This is a genomic window from Chloroflexota bacterium (assembly GCA_026713825.1).
In the GTDB taxonomy this organism is placed as follows: Bacteria; Chloroflexota; Dehalococcoidia; order Lucifugimonadales; family UBA1127; genus UBA1127.
On the sequence record JAPONS010000010.1, the window covers coordinates 16,967 to 31,680 of the forward strand.

At 59.8% G+C, this 14,714-nt stretch carries 15 protein-coding genes; 12 read left to right on the forward strand and 3 right to left on the reverse strand.

The features are described from left to right. Positions 1–790: 790 nt before the first annotated feature. Together OXC99_01185 and OXC99_01190 are read right to left on the reverse strand one after the other, a co-directional pair. On the reverse strand, positions 791–1,855 hold the full coding sequence (locus OXC99_01185; GenBank protein ID MCY4623613.1) for a nucleotidyl transferase AbiEii/AbiGii toxin family protein: 1,065 nt from the start codon (positions 1,853–1,855) through the stop codon (positions 791–793). Beyond that, positions 1,852–2,442, reverse strand: coding sequence for a DUF6088 family protein (locus tag OXC99_01190; GenBank protein ID MCY4623614.1), 591 nt, complete (start codon positions 2,440–2,442; stop codon positions 1,852–1,854). Before OXC99_01190 ends, OXC99_01185 begins: the two co-directional genes overlap by 4 nt. A 388-nt stretch (positions 2,443–2,830) precedes the next feature. On the opposite strand from OXC99_01190, the gene OXC99_01195 reads away from it, so the two are divergent. The 10 genes from OXC99_01195 to OXC99_01240 all read left to right on the forward strand — a co-directional run bounded on the left by OXC99_01195 (position 2,831) and on the right by OXC99_01240 (position 10,525). Continuing rightward, positions 2,831–3,187 (forward strand): helix-turn-helix transcriptional regulator, encoded by a 357-nt coding sequence (locus OXC99_01195; GenBank protein MCY4623615.1) that lies wholly within the window; start codon positions 2,831–2,833, stop codon positions 3,185–3,187. 4 nt (positions 3,188–3,191) lie between these two features. Next, positions 3,192–3,827, forward strand: a complete 636-nt coding sequence (locus OXC99_01200; GenBank protein MCY4623616.1) for an ImmA/IrrE family metallo-endopeptidase — start codon at positions 3,192–3,194, stop codon at positions 3,825–3,827. Between the two features lie 419 nt (positions 3,828–4,246). Continuing rightward, on the forward strand, positions 4,247–4,531 hold the full coding sequence (locus OXC99_01205) for a multiubiquitin domain-containing protein (GenBank protein ID MCY4623617.1): 285 nt from the start codon (positions 4,247–4,249) through the stop codon (positions 4,529–4,531). Further along, positions 4,506–4,637, forward strand: coding sequence for a hypothetical protein (locus OXC99_01210; GenBank protein MCY4623618.1), 132 nt, complete (start codon positions 4,506–4,508; stop codon positions 4,635–4,637). The genes OXC99_01205 and OXC99_01210 overlap by 26 nt, the downstream gene beginning before the upstream one ends. 39 nt (positions 4,638–4,676) lie before the next feature. After that, entirely contained in the window at positions 4,677–5,699 is a 1,023-nt protein-coding gene (locus OXC99_01215) for a ThiF family adenylyltransferase (GenBank protein ID MCY4623619.1), read from the forward strand. Next, a complete protein-coding gene (locus OXC99_01220; protein ID MCY4623620.1) occupies positions 5,680–6,069 on the forward strand; it encodes a DUF6527 family protein in 390 nt (129 codons plus the stop codon). Before OXC99_01215 ends, OXC99_01220 begins: the two co-directional genes overlap by 20 nt. Positions 6,070–6,125: 56 nt before the next feature. Then, the gene (locus OXC99_01225) at positions 6,126–6,710 is read left to right on the forward strand and encodes a hypothetical protein (GenBank protein ID MCY4623621.1); all 585 of its coding nucleotides are present in this window, start codon (positions 6,126–6,128) and stop codon (positions 6,708–6,710) included. 177 nt (positions 6,711–6,887) lie between these two features. Beyond that, on the forward strand, positions 6,888–7,781 hold the full coding sequence (locus OXC99_01230) for a hypothetical protein (protein ID MCY4623622.1): 894 nt from the start codon (positions 6,888–6,890) through the stop codon (positions 7,779–7,781). A 25-nt stretch (positions 7,782–7,806) separates the two neighbouring features. Continuing rightward, complete coding sequence (locus OXC99_01235; protein ID MCY4623623.1) at positions 7,807–8,652, forward strand: hypothetical protein; 846 nt, start codon at positions 7,807–7,809, stop codon at positions 8,650–8,652. Positions 8,653–9,700: 1,048 nt separating this feature from the next. Further along, a complete protein-coding gene (locus tag OXC99_01240; GenBank protein MCY4623624.1) occupies positions 9,701–10,525 on the forward strand; it encodes a hypothetical protein in 825 nt (274 codons plus the stop codon). Between the two features lie 119 nt (positions 10,526–10,644). Here the strand turns inward: OXC99_01240 and OXC99_01245 are convergent, their stop codons facing one another. Then, entirely contained in the window at positions 10,645–10,977 is a 333-nt protein-coding gene (locus OXC99_01245) for a hypothetical protein (GenBank protein ID MCY4623625.1), read from the reverse strand. Positions 10,978–11,394: 417 nt separating this feature from the next. On the opposite strand from OXC99_01245, the gene OXC99_01250 reads away from it, so the two are divergent. Together OXC99_01250 and ppcA are read left to right on the forward strand one after the other, a co-directional pair. Beyond that, positions 11,395–13,110 (forward strand): hypothetical protein, encoded by a 1,716-nt coding sequence (locus OXC99_01250; protein MCY4623626.1) that lies wholly within the window; start codon positions 11,395–11,397, stop codon positions 13,108–13,110. Between the two features lie 54 nt (positions 13,111–13,164). Next, on the forward strand, positions 13,165–14,643 hold the full coding sequence (gene ppcA / locus OXC99_01255; protein ID MCY4623627.1) for a phosphoenolpyruvate carboxylase: 1,479 nt from the start codon (positions 13,165–13,167) through the stop codon (positions 14,641–14,643). Positions 14,644–14,714 lie beyond the last annotated feature (71 nt).

The following is a 14,714-nucleotide window of genomic DNA, read 5'->3' on the forward strand; positions in this document are numbered from 1 at the left end:
CACTATGACTGAGGCTCCGAAAGCATGGAGCGTCTTTCTGTCGAGACTGATCTCGGAGTCTTCCGACAGGGATCAGGCTGACCCGCTCTTGCTCAAAGACCGAGACGTTGCGGCAGACATCCGCGATTTTATCGCTGCGCAGCTCAACTCTTCTGATAGCCCGCAGGTTCTTGTCTTGGATCTTGGGGGAAGCGCGTTCACCCCCTTAGCCTTGCAAGAACTGATTCTCCCGCTCGCTCAGAGGATTCGCGGTGGTGAGTATGGAGTCATGCGGCTGGTCATCAGCACCTCCGACCCGGGTGTTGGAAACTACATTCGCTACATGGCGCAAGCGCATGAGTTGCCGCTTTACCTTTCTCCCTCGCCTTCCAATCTATGGGATAGCCATCCAGTCGGTGGCCTGACAGAAACTGAAATAGCGACCCTGGATACCATCATCGCGTTTGGCGGCCGACTGACTGCGTCCAGCTTGGCGGCCATAGATAGCATAAGGCCGAGTGCTGCGACGAATAGACTGGTGAAACTGGACCGAGAGGGTTATCTCCTCCGACAGCCTCGTGGACGCCGAGAGGGTGACATCTACATCGAGCCCCGTTCCGCAACGGCGACTCCGAGGGTTTTCGAAAGGCCACTGGCAGTTAGTGAGAGCAGCACCGGACCCAGTACAGTCGCCTGAGGGACCGTCCACCGTAGGGCGGTGTCAGGATCACCTTTTGATTCGATTCCTGTGCGCCAGTACGTCTGCCCTGGCGCGGGGACAGCGGCGGGAACTAGGGCCTAGACGCCGGGTTCACCGGCGGCTCTCAATTCCGTTGACAGTGGCTTCGGCATGTTCAATCTGCGCCATAATCCAGTCGAACGTCGGGACCTCTCCGAGAATCATGCCCCCCATGGCGTCATAGTCGGCTTCGATCATTGCGCGAAGTTCGCTCTGTGGGACGAGTCTGAGCGATCCGGGAACTGCTTCCTGGAATCGCTTCCAGGCTTGGCGGAACGCGATAAGATTGTGATCCCGGACTGCAGCCAGCATTGAAACGTTGGACAGGGCGGACATGCCACTCTCGGTCGCCGTGATCATGGCTACATCGTAATAGTGGCGCGAGACCCGATCCCTATCAAGTGGCAGCCTCTGTTGGTCGCGGTATCCACAGTGCAGCCCGTGCAGAATCAGCAGCTTCTCCCAATAGGTCCGCTCCGGCGCAATCACTTGAATATTGCTCACCTCAAGTGACCTGGAAGGCAGTTCTTTGGCCAGTATAGGGGTAACAGTACAGTTTAGGTTTGGATCCAGCGCTGATCTCGCTCCCGCCTCGATCTTCACGCGAGGGGCCACGTAGGAGCCAACACCACTCGGATACTGGGTGGAGTACTCGATCAGTAACGACTGCCTGTCGACATCATTCTCATCCGGTATGACCCGGCACCCCTCCACAATCTGGTTAATCGATGAAGTCAGTCCATCCGACAGGTCTCCTAGGATATAGCTGCTGCATGCATCGCTTAGCTTCCCAAAGAGGTCGCTCCGCGCTCTATTCGAGAGATTCTCCGCGATGGTCGGATCGTCGGCGCCCGCAAAGCCCAAGTCGTCACGATAGACGACGAGATCTATGTCTTCCGAGAACCTTTGAATGAGCCCAAAGGCCTTGGACAGGGAGGTCCCACCCTTGAATAGCAGTCTCGGATGCCCGACGGGCAGCTGGTTGTAGAGCACTTCCAGCACAAGACAGACCCAGAGGTCCTTTTCTACGTAGCTGGGCAACGTATCGAGTCGGCTCGCTGCGGCTTCGAACACGTCTCGCTTATCTAGCTCCGGAAGAGCGAGAAACCATTCGAGCGATTTGAGGGTTTCATTCATGCGGCAACAGTCAGTTCAGCCGCTATACTGTGTGCCAACGGCAATGCCCAGCCGGGTAAACCCCCACTGTTCTGCACCAGGTCCCGTTTCACATCGTCAGGGAGATCCCGCTTCAGAGTCGAAATGACCTGGGGGTCTGAGGCCTTGTCAGGACCAAGCCATCGCAGTGCCTGTGCCACAGGTGCCGCCGGTTTTCCAGCCCACTGCATGACTCTAGGGCCCGCATGTTGGAACCGGACCGTTCGTCCGTCTATTACGAGTGTCCTCGTGGAGCCGTCCGTCACATAAGAGGCCTTCGCGGGCACTGCGTTAGTGAGACCGAGCTGGTTGGCAGCCACTAAGCCATCCGGAATAATTCGGAAACCGTCCCGCCGTGCTAGTGCTGCGATGGCGGCATCCCAGTCGACCGGAGCAGGTCGTTTCAGCATGTCGCTCATCCTGGGCATATCGTAAAGCCCGTGGCCGACCCGGCGCAGTTGGCCCGCTTTGACGAGGCGCGACAGCGCCTGATCGACAGCCTCACGGCTGCCGAGACCGAGGAAGTCCTTTGGGGTACCTACCCACTTTCCTCTACCACGCTTGGACATCCTCTTCATGATCTTGTGGGCTATGGGAGTCATTAGACCACCCTTTCACACAGTCATTCTTCTTGTCAGAAATTTACCGGCTATATCTTACTTTGTCAAGGATGTCCCACCGGTACTTGCCAGCCTATTCCGTGGTTCGGTGGGATCGTGTGCAGAACCTAGCGCTCACCAGGGACTAGGTTGACTGTCTGATGGACGAGCTGCCGAAGACCGACGCGGCCACGGGTTACGATCACGTTCACCCCAACCCGTCTCCATACGACAAGCCTTGCTACAAGACGTTCGCCATATCCAAATGGAAATCGCATCAACCAAGACATTGACTAAATTTAGCTAATAAGCTAATCTTCCAACCAAGTCCGGCTAAGCCAGAGAGGAGGGACAGGTCATGGCAGAGCGATTCGGAGATACCCTCAGAAGGTCCCGGCAGAAGGCTGAGATGACCCTGGGGGATGTTGCGAGGCTATTGGACGTCTCCGTGGTCTACGTCTCAGACGTGGAGCGCGGCAACCGCAGACCGTTTAGCAACGAGCGCATCCTGAAAGTCGCGAGGTTGCTGAAAGCAGATCCAGCACCGCTGATTGCCGCGGCAGATGTCGAGAAAGGTGTCATCGAGTACGACATCTCCAAGGCCAAGCCGCTGGAGGCCAGGGTTGTTGGAGACCTTGTCAGCGGACTGGCCCGTGGCGGCATCTCGGAGGATCAGCTGGAGAGGATCAGGACGATCCTGAAGGACTCCGAGTAGGTAGATGACGATGTGGCAGGGACTAGTGGGAGTGCGTGCAGATCGCGGCTACAGCTACCGGAAGCTGGAGAAGGTTGCCTCCTACGTTCGCGACCGGCTCGAATACTCTCCGACTGAAGCGATCAATACGCTGCTGCTGTTCGACGGCCTAAACATCAAGGTGCGGGACAGGACAGGCCGGGACATCCCGATACACGGCAGCGTGATCGAGCTCAACGGTTCTGAAGGATTTGCGAAGTATGATGGAGACCGCCGCGTCATTGAGATTCTGGCGTCGCCCGAGACCTACGACTGGTTGGAGACGGGTCACCCACGCGGCGGTTTTTTCGTTGCCCACGAGCTGGGACACTGCCTGCTGCATACCGACCAGCTTGTGCGCTTGGCCCAGATGCCCAAGGCGAAGCAGGCTGCGCTCCATCGGGGTGGGCAGGAGGTCAGACACGAAGCCTACCGGGACACCGAGTGGCAGGCCAACGCGTTCGCCGGCGCCCTGCTGATGCCCGTCCAAGGGCTCGTGATCCTTGAGCAGGAGCACGGTGAGCTCTCACAGGACATTATCGTCGAGCACTTCGACGTCTCTACCGAAGCCGCGGGCTATCGGCTTGAGCTGTACAACGATAGGAAGAAGGAGTTGCTCTAGCCGCAGCTTCCAGGGCGGCCACGAGTCCAGCTTCCACCCGCCGCCGGCCTGAGCTGGCGGCCTGCGGCCGACTCTGTGGCGTGACGCTGCGGTCGTAATGCAGACTCCCGGTAGTTCTACCTGCCGGGGGTGCTTTTTCCCCCTCGCAGGACTGGGGACGCAGTGAACATGCCCTGACAGGTTGGCTGCTGCCCCTCCCGTCAATACTCTTCTTCCGTGGAAGCTGAGGTCGACCCGGGATACTCGGAAGGGAGGGAAGTCAACCGACGTACCTTGCCGGAGGAATCGGTTGACGGGTCTCTCTACGCAGGTGGTTGACAGATACTTAGCTCATTAGCTAAAATACTAATTACGGTCTCCAAACGAGAGGCCGCCGGTCCCCAAACCAAATCCTTATTTCAGTCAACGGAGGCTGACTCATGGTAGCAGAAGATCAGAAGCCCATCCCCATCGATGTGGAGGACCACAAGACGACCACGATCGTCGTGGAGGGCACTCCCCACAAGTGGTTCGAGGAGTACATCACCTATGAGCAGGTGGTCACGCTCGAAGTGCCCGACTACGCGCAGAACCCGCAGATTACCTACACGGTGATCTACAAGCGAGGCCCCCGCGACAAGCCCGAGGGCACCCTCTCCAAGGGCGGCACCGTTAAGGTCGTCGAGGGAATGGTGTTCAATGTTACACCGACTGGTCAGTCATAACGACGACCTCCGGCGTCTGCTCGAAAAGGGCTACGCCGTAGCCGTCGACAGCAATCACCTCGTCGTCCGGGATATTCCGTACCTGAACGGCGAGGTCGGGCTGTAGTGGGGTGCACTCGTCGCGAAGCTGGAGTTCATTGACAAGGTGCGCGTCACCCAGGACGACCACCAGGTGTACTTTGCCGGGTCAGTGCCCCACGGCTTGGACGGCAATCCGATCCCGAACCTGGCCGGGGGTCCCACCACCATCGTCCTGAGCGAGGCCTGTAGCGACGTGGTCGTGCAGCGGTCGTTCTCCAACAAGCCCAAGGCCACGGGCAGGTTCGAGGACTTCTTCCACAAGATCGAGAGCTACGTCGCCATCATCTCGGGGCCGGCGATGGAGACCCACGGCGCCAACCCCTACACGTTCCGCTCCGTGCAGGAGGCCCCAACCGATTCGGTGTTCAAGTTCCACGACACCCTGACCACCCGAGCGGAGATCTCGGACCTGGCCGCGAAATTCAAGGACGATGTGATCGCCATCATCGGCCTAGGCGGCACGGGCGCATACGTACTGGACTTCCTAGCAAAGACGCCCGTTCGGGAGATTCGGGCGTTCGACCTGGACCCCTACCACGTGCACAACGCCTTCCGGTCCGCCGGACGGCTGGAGGAAGGTGAACTGGGGAAGTCAAAGGCGGCGGTCTACGGCGGCCGCTACGAGAACTTCCGCACGGGCCTGTCGGTGACCCCCGCGTTCATCGACGCGTCCTGCCATGAAGAGGTGGACGGGGTTACCTTCGCCTTCGTCTGCGTCGACAAAGGTTCATCCAGGGCGGGCATCTTTGACCTGCTCATATCCAAGGGCATCCCCTTCATCGACGTGGGGATGGGGCTGAACCGCAAGAGGGGCCCCATCAGCGGCCTGCTGCGCACCACCTACTACTCGACGGAGCACGGGCAAGGGGTCAGGGAGAAAGACCTGGCCCCGCTTACGGATGACCCGGATGACATCTACCGGACGAACATCCAGATCAGCGAACTGAACGCCCTCAACGCATGCCTGGCGGTGGTTAGGTTCAAGCAGCTCAGGGGCTTCTACTTCGAGGACACTCCCTACCACCACCTGGTCATGGACGTCAGCGACCTCAAGACGGCGGGGGAGTGTGGGCTTGGCGAAGATTAGGCTGGAACGAGTCCACTACATGCCGCAGCACCTGAGTCCCGGGGTGCTCTACGTCTCGGAGGAGTTCGGTGCCGCGGCACACCTGTGCGCCTGCGGATGCGGCACAAAGGTCAGGACGCCCCTCGGTCCCACCGAATGGTCCCTGAAGGAGACCGATGGTGGGCTAACGCTTCGCCCGTCGGTCGGCAACTGGCAGCAAGCCTGCCAGTCCCACTACCTGATCACGGACGGTGAGGTGGTCTGGGCAGAGCGGTGGACCGCTGAACAGATCGCCGACGGGCGGCGCCGCGAGGAGGAGCGTCGGCGCAGGTACTACGACTCCCTCATGCGCAGACTATGGCGGTGGATTAGAGGCCTGTTCAGACGCTAGGAGCGCAGCAACCGGTTCGGGAAGGAAAGAAGACCGAGGGTGACGGAGCATTACCTATGAGCTACCGGATATGGGAGATAGACTACGCCGGGTCGCCAAAGGTCCTGTGGAGTGGGCTCAAGCCCACGCCGGAGCAACGGGCCATCGCCGACCAGCTGGGGATTCAGGTGACGCCCGACGACACGTTCGGAGCGGTGGCCTCCGCCATCTTGGAAAGGGTCGCCGATGCGATAGGCTGCCCTCCCCGTGTCGTGTCGGAGCGCCAACGGGAGCTGGCGGATGAGCTGGAGATCGACGTGACGGACTGTGCCTCCGCTTGGCGCGCGTTTATGAGAATCCAGGAGGCGATTCAGCTCTCGAACCTGGAGGCGGTGAGGCGAATGGGGTTGAAACCCGGCGACATAGTCTTCAAGCCGGACGACCGGATTGAACAGAGCCTGATGGAAGCGTTGGGTGAGAGATGGGAGTCCGTCGCCGGAGAATTCCCCAGGGAGTACGAGGTGTCCAGCATCCGGGAGGACGGCCAAGTCTACTTCAAGGGTGGTACCGAGCAGGCCCCCGCGCGCTATCTGGAGAAGCGCACCACTCCCGAAGAGGCTGGGCAGCCAGATGTGCAGACAGATCAGTCGGAAGGAAGGTAGCCCCTGATGCCGTCGCAACAGCACGAACAGTGGAAGCAAGACCTCTTCGACCACCTGGATTGCAAGTTGAGCGGGTGTATCTCGTGCGAGTTCGGAGAGAGCAGGGGCAGTCACGCCCCCACGCATCGCGGGAGACACCGGGAGCCTTCCCAGCAGGTCCTGTGGACGTGCGAGCGAATGCATCCTCACAGCTACGACCTGCTGCGGGGGGCCGGGTTCGTGGTGATGGAGCAGCAGCAGTCCGCCCCAATCGGCGGCCGATGCCGCCCGGATCTCACCATCCTGGACACCCATCGCGACCCCTTAGCCTTCATAGAGATTGTACGCTCCAACCGTCCCAGCAACTCCCTCCGCGTGGCGGAGGAGCTTGGCATTCCGCTCTTCACGATTCTCGCTCCTCACAGGCGGTCCCTTGTTCCAGGACTCAGGCCGTCCCGGCCCTGGTGGGACTTCGACCCCAGCCTGCCGACAGACGCCAAGCAACAGATGTACTTCATGGAGCAGGTGGCAGACGAGTTGATGCGCCGTAATGGCGATGGCGACTCAACGTGGGCCAACCTGGACATGATGCTGGATGACGACGGGAAGCTGGTTTTCGCCAGCTTCCGCGGCTCTCCACCCGACTTGGCGGGAGCCACGTTTCCGAGGACGGGTGACCTCATTGTGGCGGAGCTGTGCTCTTGGGGCTGCGACAACGCAATGGAGGTGCTTCAGCGCGAGCGGCATATGGACCAGCAGAGCGCCATGGTCTCTTTGCGCGAGACTCTGGAGCAGGATCTAGGGAGGATCCTGCTGGGAGCCATTCGTGGTGCGAAAGATGGGACGAGCCGGTTCGTGGTACCGGTCGGGTCAGAGGAGGTCCACGTTGAGATGAGCCTGAATCCTCTCAACCCGCACGTGGGCGCCAGCGACCCCACAGTCCTCAACTTGATGGCCCATGTGGTCGAGGCAACCGACAAAGTTCGTACCCGTCATAGGCGAAAAATCGCCACCTCAATCGCAAACGAGCGTGAGATCACAGCCCTGACGGAGATGAGTGGCCCACAAACCGAGAACTGGGTCGGGAACTGAGAGGAGACGGCGGAGGACACAGGTGGTGCCAACAAGGATTGACTTGGAACGAATTAATAGAGAGTGGTCTTTGCATTGGCACCGCTCTTACCGCTTCATATATTGTCGGCTCAGCAGGCTTTTCTTCTTTGTAACAGCTTGCTGTGCGGCTGTCACCGCCCTCATCTGGTACCTTGCTCTATTCGACGACCTGCAGGTTCGAATCTTCATGAGCGCAGTGATTGTCCTAGTGCCAATGTTCGAGTTCCAGCCCCCACCTAAAACCTGGGCATCGCGAGAGGAGCTGCTCTGGGTCTCGTCATTTCTTGCCCTAACTGTGCTGCTCGTGGCTAGCGAAAGGTTCGGCTGGGCTGGTGTTGGAATCCATGTTGTCCTATTGCTAGTGGCACTTCCTTACGGGTGGGTGGTCTGGAAGCTGATACGCCGCAACTGGCTGTTGATGACCGGATTGATACTGGCACTGGCCGCCATGATGGTTTACTGGGTGGCGGCGTTGGTCGGCGAGCAAGATTCCCTAGATGTGCTGCTATTGCCTCTCCTGGTGGTGCTTTTCTTTGGGGTTGCCTGGACACCGGTGGCATCGCGGGCATTGGACCTTGCCCAACGATGGAAGAACCGTAGAGTCGGCGGTCCTGGTATGCGTGCAGTTGCCATGGCCATCCTATTCTTCCCCGTAATCCTGGTTGCGATGGCCGTACCCGGCATGGTCGGTCTCAGTGCAACCTGGTCGGCCGTATCCCTGATGCTCGTAGGATTCTTGCTAAGCGTAGTAATTGCGGAACCGTTGAGACGCTTCCTCTTGGAATGGGGAAACCTAATGCCGGATAGGGAACCAGTACAAACTGAAGAGGCACGTAATGTGGGCCGATGACCTTTCGCCGGACACCTCATGGACTAGTCTCTGGTCCGGGTACATTCGGTGCGGCAATTGTTCAGGTATTCGCACATTCTATGATCCTTGTCCTGCCTGTGGAACTGCTCTACCAAGGGAGAGGCACACCCTTATGGTTGATGATGGACGAGAAATCTCGGCCTCACCCGTCTACATGGGGGCAGAGACACGGTATGAGGACTATGTCTATTTGCAGCTGATGGAGCGCGAATGGCAACGCATGACACGCGACTCGGTGTCAAAGATTCGATTGCAGCACACGGAGCAGGTTTCCACAGGCGCTTCACTGGTGCTGTTGTTTTGGACATATTTTGAAACTCGGCTCGAACACCTTCTTCGCAATGGCCTTCGCCATGTTCCCCCCTCGTTCTTGGAAGACGCACTCAATCGGTATTCCTCTGTCGGTGCGCGACTGGATAGGTTCTACAGAATCGCATTTGACTCGACGTATCACTCGGATCTCGTGTCCTTAGGACATTCCGACGTAAGTACCCACCTAGCTAGGGTTCAGGAACAACGAAACTCGTTCGTACATGGATCGCCCCAGAGCATTGACGACTCCCTCGCCGTTTCTGTTGTGGAAATGCTCAAGCGAGAGCACGAGGCATGGATTGCAGTCTTCAATCATCGTGTCTCCAGACCGCAAACGAGATAGGTGACGGCAAGTACGGTTGCTGCCGAGAGTACAGGAGTAAGTCAAGTGAGATCCCGAAAACAAGGCTGGACCGGCCTACTGAAACGAGAAGGAGCTGACTTCCTTGCTTGGGCTAGGGAAGAACGGGTGCTTTCGAATAGGCTCCTCCTCCTTGCCACGGCTCTTTCGACTCAGCTACGTGGGAGTGTTCTCACGCCAGAAGAAGCTCACGATGTTTGGGAAGCCGTGCCAGCGGTGCTTAGCCGTTGCAATGAACAGGCGACCTATGAAATGCCCGGGGCTGCGTGCGCATACGCGTGGCTACATATGCTCGAACGGTACGTACGGACATGGCTTGCGTTGGAGAGACTCGTTGAGAAGAATTGTCTCCCAATGGGCACGAATGGGGTACGCGCCCTGGACGTAGGGACGGGTCCGGGGCCAGCCGCATTCGCGATTCACGACTTCTATGTCGCCATGGTCGGCTATTCCGAGGTGACAGGTAACCCCAAGTGGAGACAGCCACCACAGGTGATCTGCGTCGAATCCAAGAGGAGACCCAATCATTTCAGACACCAACTAGCTGAACTGCTATTTCAGCAGGCCGGGCGAGAGCCGAAAAGTGTACTTTCGATGGCTTCCACGCTGGGTGATTTTCTGGAGTTTGAACCGACACAGGAACGCAAGCAATACCTTGAGGTCCTGCGGAGTGAGGAGGACGAGTACTTTGACGACCTAGCCGGCCGGTGGGATTCGAATCGTGTTTACTTGCCGGATGAAGCAAATGACATGGCTCAATCGCTGCACCGCTACCGGCTAGTAACGTTCAGTAATTTCCTTACTACTCCCGGTTTAGTGAAATCCGTTGAACCTAATCTGGTCGAGGTGCTACACGATGCTGCCCCAGGAACGGTGGTGCTTGTTCTGGGTGGCAGCGGTGACCGATATCAGAAAATCTACGATTGCGTTGATCGTATGGCCAACCCTTCCGGGTTTGAACTAACAGTTGAGGGTGATTTAGTCTCTTGTTCGGACAGCGAACTTGCGGGCCAAGTCTATGAACAAGGACGGCTATTCTACGAAATCCTTCAGGGACTTGATCACAACGAAGATGAAGCCACAGAGACTGTTCGCAGGTATTTCGAGCGTGGTGCTCCAATTGACTTCCGCTCAAGTCAGATACGAGCATACCGGAAGCGGCGATTCTCGAAGACTTGAGGGAGGTGGATGCGGAACCGCTGGCACCGGCAATCGTAACGTCGGTGTGGTTCGCGTCCGATCAGAGTATCCGGGGCCGCCTACTCCCCGACACCTGAGATCAAGGAGGCCTGGCAGGGTCACGGACCACCCAGCCACATCTCGAAGATGGTGCCATCTACCGTCCCCTTCGGCCCACCAACCGGTACGGTAGACAGAACCGAGCCGTTCTGCGTCATCTCCTCGACGTCTCTCCCCGGTATTGGGCTGTCATCGGGCATCGGAATCGTGTAGCGCACCACGGCATTGTCGGGCACCACCACGATCTCCTTCACGAAGCTCTCGATGAAGGCCCTGCGCTCGGTCAGCTCGCTCTCGTTCAGGAACACTCTCAGGTCTTGGGCGTAGGCCGTCATAGTCAGGACCTCTCTGCTCTGGGAGAGGGGCGCTCTCGCCTCTGCCCGATGCCTCAAACCCTCCTGACGCTCCCTGTGGTCGCGGGTGTGGGAATGTGGAGATTTCATTGAGCAAGTTCCAGACGGCCACGCTGGAAAACTAGTACCCGGTGAGGGCGAGACGACCAATGCCGTTCGGCGCAGGATCAGGGCTGTGGCTGCCGCGCTGGGCAACGCGTTGACGGTCGCCGAGTCGAGAACGCCGGGCACCTCTGGACCGCCACTGGCGACGGTCGCCACGGCCGGGTAGAGACGCCGCCAAGACCAGACGCCTTTCGGGAAGGGACGCCGCACCGCTGAACAGGTTCATTATCTGTACCAGTTTGTGCTAATGTGTGTAGGCCTTACCAGTAACGAGGTTGGTAAGCGGCGGAGGTAACTGTTACGGCTACGGCGTCCCGAAACCCAAAGTTTGAGGCGCATGAGAGACCGCCTCTGCTCACCTCACTTGGCCTCGGCGCGCAGTTCAGCCTCATGGCCACGGCCACGCTGTTGGTCACGCCGGTCATCGTGGCAAACGAGTCGGGCCACGGCGAGGACTACCTGATTTGGATGGTCTTCGCCTCTCTGGTGGTCGTCGGGCTGTCTACGTTGCTGCAGGTCCGGCGCGTTGGGCCCGTAGGTGCGGGGGCCGTGCTCCCCATGTTCACCGCGGCCGTCTCCATCCCTTTCTGCATCACGGCAGCCTTTGAGGGCGGTCCTGCTGCGCTCACCACCCTTGTAATTGCCACTGCGGTCGTGCAACTCATCATCTCTCGGTGGCTCATCATCCTGCGCCGCGTCGTGACGCCCACCGTGGGTGGCATTGTCATCCTCATCCTGTCTATTACCCTCGCGTCTGTCGTGTTCAAGCTGCTGGATGACGCGGCGCAGGAAGACCCCGTAGCAGCGCTCGTACCTGCGGCGGTGACTCTGGCCGTTGTGGCCGCGGTCACCCTTCGGGGGGCGGCGCTGCTTCGGCTGTGGGGGCCCGTTGTCGGGATCGTCGCCGGCACGGCAGTTGTCGCGATAATGGGAGGCTATGACGCAACCCGTGTCCTCGACGCCTCATGGATAGGCGTTCCGGCGTCTGCCCCCGGCCTGGCCTTCGACTTCGGCATCACCTTCTGGACGCTGCTGCCGTCATTCCTTTTCCTCGGCGTCATCTTCTCCATTCACTCGAACGGCGAGTCCATCTCCATGCAGCGCGTTGCCTGGCGAGAGGACCGTGCCATCGACTTCAAGGAGGTGCAGGGCGCCCTCGCAGGGAGCGGCGTCAGCAACCTCATGGCCGGCTTCGGCGCCACCGTGCCGAACATCATCAACTCGGGCATCATTTCCTTTGTGCGGACCACGGGCGTTGCCTCACGGAGCGTCGGGTACAGCATCGGCATCATCCTGCTGGCGCTCGCATTCACGCCAAAGGTGTCTGCGATATTCAGCACAATCCCCGGCCCGGTGATGGCGGGTTACCTCATGTTGGTGTGCGGCACGTTGTTCGTCGACGGCGCACGCACCATCATTCTGAACGAGCCCAATCGCGAGAAGGTGGTGGCGGGCGGGATCTGCTTCTGGATCGGCGCGGCATTCCAGTTCGGGCTTATAACGCTGCCGGACGTTGGGCCGGTTGTTGGCGGGCTGTTCAAGAGCGGCATCACCACTGGCGGCTTTGCGGCAATCCTGATGATCCTGTACCTGGAGCTGACGAACCCGCGGCGGATGCGCTTTCAGTCCCGGCTCAACGTGGAGTCGCTGCCTGAACTGAACGAATTCATCGACAAGTTTGCGACGAGACGCAAATGGAACACAGCCATGAAGAACAGGCTCAGCGCCGTAGCCGAAGAGACGCTGCTCACCCTCGCCCCGCTCGATCTCGAAGGGGAGCGCGAACCGCGGGCGCCGGATGCGGAACAAGTCCCGGAAACCGAGCGCAGTCTTGTTGTGGTGGCGTCCAGCGAGGGGCTCTCAGCCGATCTGGAGTTCATCGCAGGCCCCAGCGGGGAACTGAACATTGAAGACCGCATCCGGCAGTTGCAGCAGTACGACGCCGAGTCCGTCGTGGAAGACGAAACGTCTTTGGTGCTGCTGAGGGCATACGCCAGCTCGGTCCGCCACCAGCAGTTCCATGGCACAGACGTGGTCACCGTTCGGGTGAGTCCCCCTGCCCAGTAAGTCTAAGCCGGCAGACGGGCTGACTCGGCGCAGGCCGGAACAGAGAGTTGCACCATGCGATTTGTACCCAAGGTGATGAGCACCCAGCATCCGGACAACGCCACGCCTGCACCCTTCGCAGACGCTGAGGGCGTGCTGAAGGGCGAGGGTGAGGTGGACGAGGCCCACGAGATCTTCGCCCTTGGCTGCAATGAACAGATGTGGGACTCGGAGGGCAAGGAGGCGGACAACCACGTCGTCCAGAAGCTGCTGACCGGCTACCCCGACTTCTTCCAGGACGACCGCCGCCTTGGCCACGACGTCATCCTGACCTTGCGCGTTCCAAACCCCTCAGTGGAGCGCGACATGCGCAAGTCTATGGTGGAGGCGCTCCAGAGCGTGCCCTCGGCATGGGACGTGGCCAGCGGCTTCTACGCCGGCATGGAGGAGGAAAACGCCCCCATCCAGGAGGTCATCCTGCCTTTCACCACCAGCGCGCAGGAGCTCACGCTTGTCGAGGCCTACTACCGCCAGGTCATCGTGGGGCAGGAGACGCATGCGCTGCCCGGCGGCCGTACGATACGGGACTGGATTGGCGAGTTTTCTCCCAAGCGCATCCGTCTCATCCCGCTCGTTGAGGACCGCGACAACCTGCTGCGCATTGATACCATCGTCGACGAGTACCTGCGCGGCCGGGACCTACCCTACCAACGAGTGTTCCTTGCGAGGAGCGACCCTGCCCTGAACTACGGCATTGTAGGCGCAGAGCTCATCCTCAAGGTGGCATTGCAGCGGCTCCACAGGTTGGAGGGGCAGATCGGCATTCCGCTCTACCCCATCATCGGCGCCGGCTCCGCGCCCTTCCGCGGCCACCTGACGCCGCTGAACATCGATCGTACCTTCCTCGAATATCCCAGCGCGCAGACCGTCACAGTCCAGTCCGCGTTCAAGTACGACTATGACAGGGAGACGGTCCGTGACTCTATTGCCTTGTTGCGGGCGCACACCCGCCGAGACCCTCGGCCGGTGGACGAGCAACGGGCGCTGGAGATCATCGAGAAGACGACAGCCGCATATCAGGAGCGCGTCGTGCAGCTTACTGACGTCATAGCTGCGGCATCTGCCCACGTGCCACGGCGCCGCGAGCGCAAGATGCACGTCGGACTGTTCGGCTACGGGCGCTCTCTCGACGGCGTTGGCGGCGCGACGCTCCCGCGGGCCATCGGTTTCGCGGCATCTCTGTACTCCATCGGCGTCCCGCCGGACCTTCTCGGCTTGAGCGCACTCGATGAGGACGACTGGGCATTTGTGCGGGAGAGCTACCCAAGCGTCGCCGAGGATCTTCGAGCCGCGCTGCGCTTCACCAACGAGCGGCACGTCCGAGAGCTCCTCGGTGAAGACTCGATGCGAGTCGTCGCGCGGTTCACAGATGAGGTTGACCGCATCCACGAGGGGCTGACGAGCGCCATCTGGGCCGCCATCAAGGACGACGCGCCGGTCGAGGTGCGGCACTACGTTGAACAGGCTGCCAAGATCCGGCGGTATCTTGGATAGTTGAGCGAAACGATTGCCGAGTGGGCCATTTCGATATTGCCATGAACCGCTACAATTCGGCCTAACGGTGA

What these genes read in the sequence shown, in the direction of transcription:
- OXC99_01185 (MCY4623613.1), bottom strand. Translation starts at nt 1,855, where the DNA reads ATGAATGAAACCCTCAAATCGCTCGAATGGTTTCTCGCTCTTCCGGAG.
- OXC99_01190 (MCY4623614.1), bottom strand. Translation starts at nt 2,442, where the DNA reads ATGTCCAAGCGTGGTAGAGGAAAGTGGGTAGGTACCCCAAAGGACTTC.
- OXC99_01195 (MCY4623615.1), top strand. Translation starts at nt 2,831, where the DNA reads ATGGCAGAGCGATTCGGAGATACCCTCAGAAGGTCCCGGCAGAAGGCT.
- OXC99_01200 (MCY4623616.1), top strand. Translation starts at nt 3,192, where the DNA reads ATGACGATGTGGCAGGGACTAGTGGGAGTGCGTGCAGATCGCGGCTAC.
- OXC99_01205 (MCY4623617.1), top strand. Translation starts at nt 4,247, where the DNA reads ATGGTAGCAGAAGATCAGAAGCCCATCCCCATCGATGTGGAGGACCAC.
- OXC99_01210 (MCY4623618.1), top strand. Translation starts at nt 4,506, where the DNA reads ATGTTACACCGACTGGTCAGTCATAACGACGACCTCCGGCGTCTGCTC.
- OXC99_01225 (MCY4623621.1), top strand. Translation starts at nt 6,126, where the DNA reads ATGAGCTACCGGATATGGGAGATAGACTACGCCGGGTCGCCAAAGGTC.
- OXC99_01230 (MCY4623622.1), top strand. Translation starts at nt 6,888, where the DNA reads ATGCATCCTCACAGCTACGACCTGCTGCGGGGGGCCGGGTTCGTGGTG.
- OXC99_01240 (MCY4623624.1), top strand. Translation starts at nt 9,701, where the DNA reads ATGGGCACGAATGGGGTACGCGCCCTGGACGTAGGGACGGGTCCGGGG.
- ppcA (MCY4623627.1), top strand. Translation starts at nt 13,165, where the DNA reads ATGCGATTTGTACCCAAGGTGATGAGCACCCAGCATCCGGACAACGCC.